Annotated in this window: 1 protein-coding gene; it reads left to right on the top strand. The window is 43.5% G+C overall.

What is annotated here, in order from left to right:
* The first annotated feature begins 43 nt into the window (after positions 1-43).
* Positions 44-10,213, top strand: a complete 10,170-nt coding sequence (locus N3I35_15910) for an SDR family NAD(P)-dependent oxidoreductase (protein MCX8131565.1) — start codon at positions 44-46, stop codon at positions 10,211-10,213.
* Positions 10,214-10,289: the final 76 nt, after the last annotated feature.

Below are 10,289 nucleotides of genomic sequence, written 5' to 3'. Positions count from 1 at the left end.
AAATTGTGAGGGTAATAAATATTTGTAAATCAGGGGTGAAATTATGAATTATAGTCTAGGACTGCAGTTAGGAGAGTTTATCACGGTTTATCCTGAAAGTATTCCTTCAAATATCCAGAGTATAAAACACAGTATTTTAGAGCAAACCTCGCAGTACCAATGTAAAAACCAGGAAGAAGGACAGCAGGTTCACGAAATGGATAAGCTTCTCTGCAAGCTGCTTTGTGGACAATTGGCGTCAAATGGTCTTCTTGTAGCGGATAAGCAAATAATAGCCGACAATAAAGCGAAAATCGGGTTTGTCAGCTTGTATGACAGGTGGTTGAAAGAAAGTGTAGGGTTTTTATTGCGTAAAAACTATCTTAAATATGACGGACAGTCATACATTACGGTTGATACTGATGCGGTGAATATGGATGCGGTATGGAAGGAATGGGAACTGAAAAAAGACGATTGGGTGGACAATCCCTCCTTGAAATATCACGTAGCTCTTGTAGAAACAGCACTGGGCGCGTTGCCGGAAATCCTCAGAGGGGAAAAGCCGGCTACGGAAGTAATCTTTCCTGATTCCTCAATGGTATTGGTTGAAGGAATATATAAGGGCAATCCAGTTTGCGATTATTTTAATGAAGTTCTTGCGGATACTCTGATTGTCTATATACAAGAGAGGCTAAAACAGGATTCGGCTGCCCGGCTCCGCATCCTTGAAATCGGAGCAGGTACAGGAGGAACCAGTGCGGCTGTTTTCCAAAAGCTTCAGTTTTATAAGGAAAGTATAAAGGAATACTGCTACACGGATATATCCAAAGCTTTTTTACTGCATGCAGAAAATGAGTACGGGCTCCAAAATCCGTATTTGACCTATCATATCTTTGATGTGGAAAAGCCGCTCTCCGGACAGGATATTGATGCCGGCGGATATGACGTAGTGATTGCTACTAATGTACTGCATGCAACCAAAAACATAAGGCAGACACTTCGGAATGCTAAAGCTACCCTTAAGAATAACGGTTTATTTCTTATAAATGAGATAAGCAGTAATTCTTTGTTTGCCCACTTAACCTTTGGGCTCTTAGAAGGATGGTGGTTGTATGATGACCAGGAGCTGCGCATACCGGGTTGTCCCGGTCTGTTTGCAGAGACCTGGCAGGAGGTTCTGGAAAGTGAAGGTTTCAGATCTGTCTTCTTTCCTGCTCATACAGCACATGACTCAGGGCAGCAAATCATTGTTGCGGAAAGTGACGGGGTTGTCCGACAAAGACGACAGAACAAGGTATCAGAAAATCAAGCGGGTAAGAATAATGCCCCAGAATTCAAGAAAAGAATGTCTTTGAACAAAAAACCTTCGGAAATGCAGATAGAAGCAAACAGTGTGGATTTACTAAGAGAAAAAAGCAGGGCATACTTTAGAAAATTGGTAAGCAGTATACTGAAAATTCCATACCACAAGGTTGATTCTTCAGAGCAATTGGAGAAATACGGTATAGATTCGATTTTGGTTATCCAGCTCACCAATGCATTGCGTGAAGTACTAAGTGATATCAGCAGTACATTGCTGTTTGAATATCAGACTATTGATGCTCTGGTTGAACACTTTATAAAAACGCAAAAAGATTCTTTGTCTGAACTTGTAGGCCTGGAGGAAGCGGTAGGTGAAAATAATGCAGAAAGTGCAGGCTACGCTTCAAAAGATGCCCCTTTGACAGTAAAAAATAAAGCTTCGTTTGGGAAAAGACTCCATTTCCTGCAAGACCGTGAGCAGGAAACAGAATTGTCTGCTATATCTAGGGATATTGCGGTTATTGGCCTGTCCGGGCGCTATGCAGGAGCAGACAATGCAAATGAATTCTGGAACAATTTAAAGGAAGGAAAGAATTGTATTACTGAAATCCCGGAAGCCCGTTGGGATTGGAAGAAGTACTTCGATGCGAAGAGGGGAAGGAAAGGTTTTATATACAGCAAATGGGGTGGATTTGTAAAGGATATTGATAAGTTCGATCCGCTATTCTTCCATATATCTCCTGTTGACGCTGAGAGGATGGATCCTCAGGAGAGACTCTTCCTTGAAGTGGCATATGAAAGTATCGAAGATGCAGGGTATACGCCTTACAATTTATCCGAAAACAAAAAAATAGGCGTGTTCGTAGGCGTCATGAATGGAAACTATCCCACCGGGCAAAGCTTTTGGTCGGTTGCCAACCGTGTTTCATATGTGTTTAATTTTCAGGGACCTAGTATGGCAGTAGATACTGCCTGTTCCTCATCTTTGACAGCGATCCATCTTGCATTGGAAAGTTTGTACAACGGAACGAGTGAATGTGCTGTTGCGGGGGGAGTAAACCTTATTATGGACCCCGTCCATTATTTGAGGTTATCGGAAGCAACAATGCTGTCCTCCGATGGACAATGTAAAGCATTTGGTGATAATGCGGACGGGTTTGTCGATGGAGAAGGGGTTGGAGCAATTGTACTAAAACCTTTAGAAAAAGCTGTCGCTGATGGTGACCATATTTATGGAGTAATCAAAGGCAGTATGGTAAATTCCGGAGGAAAAACCAATGGCTATACGGTACCCAATCCAAATGCCCAGTATAAATTGGTTTCCGAAGCGCTGCGGATAGCAAGGGTGAATCCCCGCACAATCAGCTATATTGAAGCTCATGGGACGGGAACATCATTAGGGGACCCTATAGAAGTTTCCGGCCTGACTAAAGCTTTTCAAGAATATTCACGTGATAAGAATTATTGTGCCATTGGTTCTGTAAAATCCAACATAGGTCATTGTGAAAGTGCTGCAGGTATTGCTGCAGTCACAAAAGTCCTGCTTCAGCTTAAGTACCGCCAATTGGTACCATCACTTCATTCAAAGGTGCTTAATCCCAATATTGATTTTAGCAGTACTCCCTTTTTAGTCCAACAGGAGCTGACAGAATGGAAACGGCCGGTAGTTGAAATCAATGGTGAGTCGCGGGAGTATCCGAGGATTGCCGGTATTTCCTCCTTTGGGGCAGGTGGAGCCAACACCCATATAGTAATACAGGAATACATTTCATCCCGGCAGGAGGGGCGTGAAATTGCTGTTTCACCTGAGAAGCCCGCTGTAATAGTGTTGTCGGCAAAGAATGAGGAAGGTCTTAGAGCAAAGGTTCAGAGAATATTGACCGCAATAAGGGAGCAAAAATTATCTGACAGCAATCTTGCGGATGTTGCATACACCCTGCAGGTAGGTAGGGAAGCCATGGAAGAGCGGTTGGCTGCTACTGTGAATTCCTTCAAAGACCTTGAGGATAAGCTTGTACAGTTTTTGGAAGGCAATGAAAGTATTACAGAATTGTACAGAGGACAGGTTAAAACCAATAAAGACACTGTAGCTCTCTTCGCTGCAGATGAAGATATGGCCAGGACAGTGGAGGTATGGATAACGAAAGGGAAATATGAAAAACTTTTAAGTCTTTGGGTCAAGGGCTTGGAAGTTGATTGGAACATTCTTTACAAGGATCATAAGCCGCTCAGGATCAGTCTACCTCTTTATCCGTTTGCAAAAGAAAGTTATTGGGTGCAGAAGGCCGATGGCAGCGATGTCTGTAGGTCATACGGAGATCCGGCCGCCCAGTATATGATTCACCCTTTGCTGCATAAAAACACTTCAAATTTATATGAACAGCGGTTTACCTCGACCTTTACAGGCCAGGAGTTTTTCATGCGGGATCACATAGTGCTGGGACAGAGTGTCCTGCCTGGGGTAGCATACCTTGAGATGGCCAGGGCAGCAGTGGAGCAGTCGGCTGAAGTTTGTGAAGAAGACTGGACGGGAGTCCGCATTAAAGATGTAGTATGGCTGAGGCCGGTTTCTTTGAATGAAGAGCCTGTTCAAATACATATAGCACTTAACGCTGAGAATGGTAAAAAAGTTAATTATGAAATCTATAGCAAACCCAGAGAGGCCGGAAGTGGCCGCGTGATCCACAGCAAAGGAAGCGTACAAATGAAACGGGACGCTGAAGTTCCGGTTTTGGATATTCAAACAGTTAAAGCTATGTGCAGCAAGGGCGTGATTTTACGGGAACAGTGCTATAAAGCATTTGGTGCAATGGGAATTGAATACGGGTCAAGCCATCAGGGACTTGAAAAGATATTTGTAGGAGATGGGCAAGTAATCGCGGAAATATTACTGCCCTCGTGTATTTCTGATACAGCAGACCGGTTTGTGCTGCACCCCGGCTTGATGGATGCTGCATTACAGTCATGCATAGGCTTAAAGATCCGGCCAGACGGCTTGATAAACCCTGGAGATGTCACACCCGCAAGGCCTGTACTGCCATTTGCCCTGCAAGAACTTGAAACCTTTGATAAATGCACTTCCACTATGTGGGCTCATGTACAGTACAGTGAAGGAAGCGTGGCAGGGGGAAAGGTAGAAAAACTTGATATTGATGTATATAACGATATGGGATATTTGTGCATTAGAATGAAGGGATTCTCATCAAGGGTATTTGAAAAAAAAGTTCAGGAAGATGGCGTGACAAACCCATATCAGAGTGAAACCTCCGGAGAACTGCATACGGAGGTTAATATCCTGACTCCGGTATGGGATGTTATTCAGATAGAGAAAAAAGGAGATTTCCCAAAACCGGGTTCAAAAATCGTCATTGTTGGAGGGAATGAAGAGAACAAAGAGTGCATACAGGGGTACTACCCTGAAGTAATGTCAATGGAGATTCAATCAGAAGATACTATTGGGGAAATTGAGGAAAAATTAGAGAGTCTCGGACCTGTAGATCATATAATCTGGATTGCTCGAGACAGCAGTTTTGCTTCTCAGGCAGGAAATGCAGTCGCCATAGAACAGGGAAGTGAGGTTATCCGGGCATTCAGGCTAATAAAAGCCTTGCTGCGCTCAGGCTATGGTAAAAAGGATCTGGGTTGGAGTATAATTACTGCTCAAGCCCAGCCTGTTACGGGAAATGACATAGTAAATCCTGCCCACGCAAGCCTCCACGGGCTGATTGGCTCTTTGGCAAAAGAGTATCCAGGCTGGAAGATACGGGCTGTTGATCTGGAATCCGGTTGCGAATGGCCTGCCGCTGATATTTTTTCATTGTCTGCAAATTCAAGAGGGAATTTTGCAGCTTATAGAAGATTTGAATGGTACGGACAGAAATTAATACCTGTAGACCCCCAGTCTTGTGCCGGGAAGTCGTACAAGGCCGGAGGCGTATATGTCGTAATAGGAGGAGCGGGTGGTATTGGTGAAGCCTGGAGTGAATATATGGTCAGAACCTACAAAGTCCGTATAGTTTGGATAGGCAGGCGGGAAAAGGATGAAGTGATCCAATCAAAAATAGACAGACTTGCTACCCAGGGAATTGCACCTGTCTATATTTCAGCAGATGCAGCAAACCGCGATTCTCTTGAGCAGGCTTATTTAGAGATCAAGAAAAAATATACCAAGATAAATGGAGTCATTCACTCTGCGCTGGTGTTATCGGATCAAAGCCTGGCAAATATGGAAGAAGAACAGTTTGAAAACGTATTTTCGGCTAAAGCCAACGTGAGCATCTGTATGGCACAGGTTTTTCAACGGGAATCACTGGATTTTGTTATGTTTTTTTCCTCTCTGCAGTCTTTCTCAAAAGCTGCAGGACAAAGCAATTATGCTTCAGGCTGTACATTTGCTGATACTTTTGCCCATCAACTCGCTACAGAATGGAAATGTGCAGTTAAAGTAATGAACTGGGGTTACTGGGGTAGTACAGGGAGTGTTGCTTCCATCGATTATCAGCAGAGAATGGCACAGGCAGGTATAGGTTCAATCGAGCCTCCTGAAGCTATGGAAGCATTGGAGTTTTTGCTGGATGGGCCTATAAATCAGATTTCTCTGATAAAAACAACTAAACCCCTGGTTATGGAAGAAGTAAGTACTGAAGAACTGGTTTCCTTCATACCTGAAAAAATTCCTTCCGTTATGCTTGAAAACCAGGCTCATAGCTCGGATATCTCGAAATCGGATAGTGCAGCCTGCTCTACAATCGGAAACAATACTGACAGACTTATTGCCAAATTGGAGGAAGTTATCATTAATGCGGCGGCTGAGGTATTAGGAGTCAATGTTCAAGCTATTGACGCCTCAACCGGATTAAATGAATATGGCTTTAAACCGGCGACTCTCACAGAATTCGTAAACATACTCAATCTGAAATTCAAGTTTGATTTGATGCCTGGAATGGTTTTTGAATGCGACAGCCTTCATGGACTGGCAAAACGATTGATATCAGAGTACAAGGAGCTGCTGTCAAAACAGCTTTGTCCGGATTCAGACCAGGAGCTTCCGTCCTGCATTACAGTGCCGGAGCACCCGCAGCATATTATAAAGCAGAACTCTGAGCAAATCAGGCTGGTAGAGGAGATTGATGATCTTCTTTGTCGTTTGTTATTAAGACAGCTTCAGTCTATCGGCATTTTTACTATGAAATCTCAATCATTACCGGACTATAAAGTGAAAACAGGGTTGAAAGGCTTTTATAGCAGGTGGCTTGAAGAAAGTACAGCGGTTTTGCTGAGAAATAATTATCTTGCTTATGATGGAAAGGAGTATTCCGTTGTTGATACAGACCTGGAAGACATAAATGATTTATGGAAAGAATGGGAGCGAAAAAAGAGCCTTTGGGTCAATAATCCGGATATTAAGGCCTATGTAGTCCTGGTAAATGAAACACTGAGGGTTTTGCCGGAAATACTTACAGGAAAAACAGCCGCTACAGAGATAATGTTTCCCTGCTCATCTATGGAATTGGTTGAAGGAATTTATAAAAACAATTCGATTGCAGATTATTTTAACAAAGTGCTTGCCGACACCCTAGTTTACTATATCCAGGAACGGATAAAGCAGGAGCCGTCTGTACGGATCCGCATACTTGAAATCGGTGCAGGTACAGGGGGAACCAGTGCTATGGTTTTCAAAAGGCTTGAGCCATACCGGGATCATGTACATGAATATTGCTATTCAGACTTATCCAAAGCATTTTTAATGCATGCAGAAAGGGAGTATGGTCCTAAGGTACCATATTTGGTTTATAAGATATTTGACGCAGAGGTACCGATAATGGTACAGGATATCGGAGCAGGAATGTATGACATTGTAATTGCCACCAATGTGTTGCATGCAACAAAAAATATCCGCAAAACTTTACGCAATGTTAAGGAAACTTTATGTAAAAACGGGCTGCTTTTGCTAAACGAAATAAGCAGTAACAACTTGTGTACCCACCTGACATTTGGACTGCTGGAGGGTTGGTGGCTATATGAAGATACTTCATTGCGTATCCCGGGCTGTCCCGGATTATTTCCTGATGCGTGGAAAGCGGTACTGGAGAGTGAAGGATTGAGTCCGGTTATTTTTCCGGCAAGTGAGGCGCATAAGCTGGGACAGCAGATTATTGTCGCCCAAAGCAACGGGATAATCCGCAAAAGACAGCAATCAAAACCCCATGTGCAACCGGCTTATAAGACAAGTAAGCAGGAAACGGACTGGTTGGGATCTGGTGAAGAGAAGGCATCGGAAGAGTGCTTCAGGAAGATACAGCAGCAGTCAGCAGAGAAAAGAGTAAAAAAACAAGGGGATGCCGGCATAACTGAGAAAATTGTCCAGGATCATGTTAAAGAATTAATTATAGAAAAATTATCGGAAGCATTAAAAGTAAATGCCAAGGCCATAGACTTTGATGAATCCTTCGCTGACTATGGTTTGGATTCCATTACCGGAGTTCAGTTGGTTCAGCTTATTAACCAGGCGCTGATGATCGACCTGGAAACTACAAGCCTTTTTAGTTACAGCTCTGTAAACCAACTGACAGCACATATTCTTTCGCAATATAAAGATATACTTGTCAAAGGGCTGGAAAAGAATGCGAAATGTATGGATTTAGACAACAGTTCCAGCTCAGATGTGCAAGAGAGTGATATCGTTTACCCAAAAACCAAGAGAATTCTTAGAAGAAAGGAACTTTTGGAAGGGGATGAAACCGGAAAGAAACAGGAGTGTACAGAAGGTGCGGGTTCAAAAGAGCCAATTGCTATTATTGGTATGAGTGGACGGTTTGCAGGATCAAAGACGGTAAATGACTTGTGGGAGAATCTTGCAAATGGCGTCGACCTGGTTGAAGAGGTTACAAGATGGAACCTTTCACAATATCACACGGATAATGAAAAATTCTGCAAATACGGTAGTTTTTTAGAGAGTATTGAAAAGTTTGATTCTTCCTTTTTTAATATTTCCGGACTAGAAGCTACCTATATGGATCCACAGCAGAGGCTTTTTCTTGAGGAGTCATGGAAGGCATTGGAGGACGCCGGATATGCAGGAGCAGGTGTCGAGGGATGTATATGCGGAGTTTATGTTGGGTGCGGAGATGGAGACTATAACAGGCTGTTTGGCAATGATGCCCCGGCGCAAGCAATGTGGGGCAACAACAGCTCCGTTATTCCTGCCCGCATAGCCTACTACCTAAACCTTCGAGGACCTGCAATATCAGTCAATACTGCGTGCTCAAGTTCTTTGGTTGCAATTCATCTGGCCTGTCAGGGGCTTTGGACAGGCGAAACGGAAATGGCACTAGGCGGCGGGGTATTCATACAGTGTACACCCGAATACTATATAGCAGGAAACCGGGCAGAAATGATGTCACCCTCGGGGAGATGCCGTACGTTTGATCAGAAGGCAGACGGCTTTGTCCCTGGCGAGGGTGTCGGAGTAGTTGTTCTGAAACGGCTTAAGGATGCCATTGAGGATGGTGACCATATTTACGGAGTTATCCGGGGTTCGGGAATTAACCAGGATGGGACTACTAATGGAATTACGGCACCTAGTGCCAATTCTCAGGAAAGCTTGGAACGCTATGTATATGATGCCTTTAATATTAGTGCCGGAGATATCCAGATGGTTGAAGCTCATGGTACAGGCACAAAACTGGGTGATCCAATCGAGTTTGGAGCATTGGCCAGAGCTTTCCGGAAAGATACAGACAAAAAGGAATACTGTGCGATAGGATCAATCAAGACTAATCTGGGTCATACTGCTACTGCTGCAGGAGTTGCCGGAGTGATAAAAATCCTGTTGTCACTAAAGCATAGACAGATTCCTGCATCACTTCACTTTGAATCGGTTAATTCTAATATCCGATTTGAGGGCAGCCCATTCTATATTAATACACATCTCAAGGATTGGGAGGTAATGCCTGCTACCAAACGATGTGCAGCTGTCAGTTCTTTTGGCTTCAGTGGGACCAATGCACATATGGTTATTGAAGAAGCTCCGGCTATAGAGTCTAAGCATTCAGAAAAACCCGGTTATCTGATAGTTTTATCCGCACGTTCTCTTGAGCAGCTTCAGAGACAGGCCGGACAGCTGATTGAGTATTGTGAGAAGGAAACCAGGATAGACTGTGGGAATGTGAGCTATACTCTTCTTCTGGGAAGAAAACACTTTGCTTACAGGCTGGCATGTGTGGCCAGGAGCTGGGATGAGCTGGGTATGCTCCTAAAGAAATGGTTGAGAAGAGATAAGCCTTCACAGGTTTATTTATCAGAACCTGTGGAAAGCGCTAATAAAGAGCAGGCGTTCATGAAAAGGTTTGGAAATGAATGCATTCAAAACTGCCTGAATACGGATTCTGCTGACGAATATCTGGAATACCTGTCTACTATTGCAAGCCTGTATACACAGGGATATTCACTAGAGTTTGAAAAGCTGTTTTCAAATGAGCGGTTTTCCAAAATACCGCTTCCTACCTATCCTTTTAGCCCAAAGAGGTATTGGGTAGCTCAAACGGGCAAAGAGGCAGATGACATAGCGGCACCATATAAGATAAAAGACCTTTCACCGGCAGAAACATTGCAAGACCAGGTCGTAGCTCATACCGGTGAAAATAATGATGGAGTGCGTAATGATTTTGAAAATACTATTGTGGAAATCTGGAAGGAGGTGCTTGGCATTGAAAAGGTCGGAATCTATGATAATTTTCAGGAGTTGGGCGGAGACTCTATTATGGCTACCAGGGTGATCTCCAGGTTAAGGGAGAGCTATCCCTTTGAACTAAGCTTGAAAGAGCTCTTTACGGCTTCAACAGTTGCAGGTATGGCAGAATTACTTGAACGTGAGATCATAGAAAAGCTTGAAGAGCTTCCGGAGGATGCAGCAATGCAGCTTACAATATGATTATTGTGTCAAGGTCTAGTCATAAAATCCAACTGACACATGGTGTCAAATTAATATTTTAGTAAAAGGGGAGTAA

It is taken from the genome of Clostridia bacterium (genome assembly GCA_026414765.1).
In the GTDB taxonomy this organism is placed as follows: Bacteria; Bacillota; Clostridia; order Acetivibrionales; family DSM-27016; genus SKW86.
Note: the sequence above shows the minus strand (reverse complement) of the source record. Positions and strands in the feature narration are given on the sequence as shown.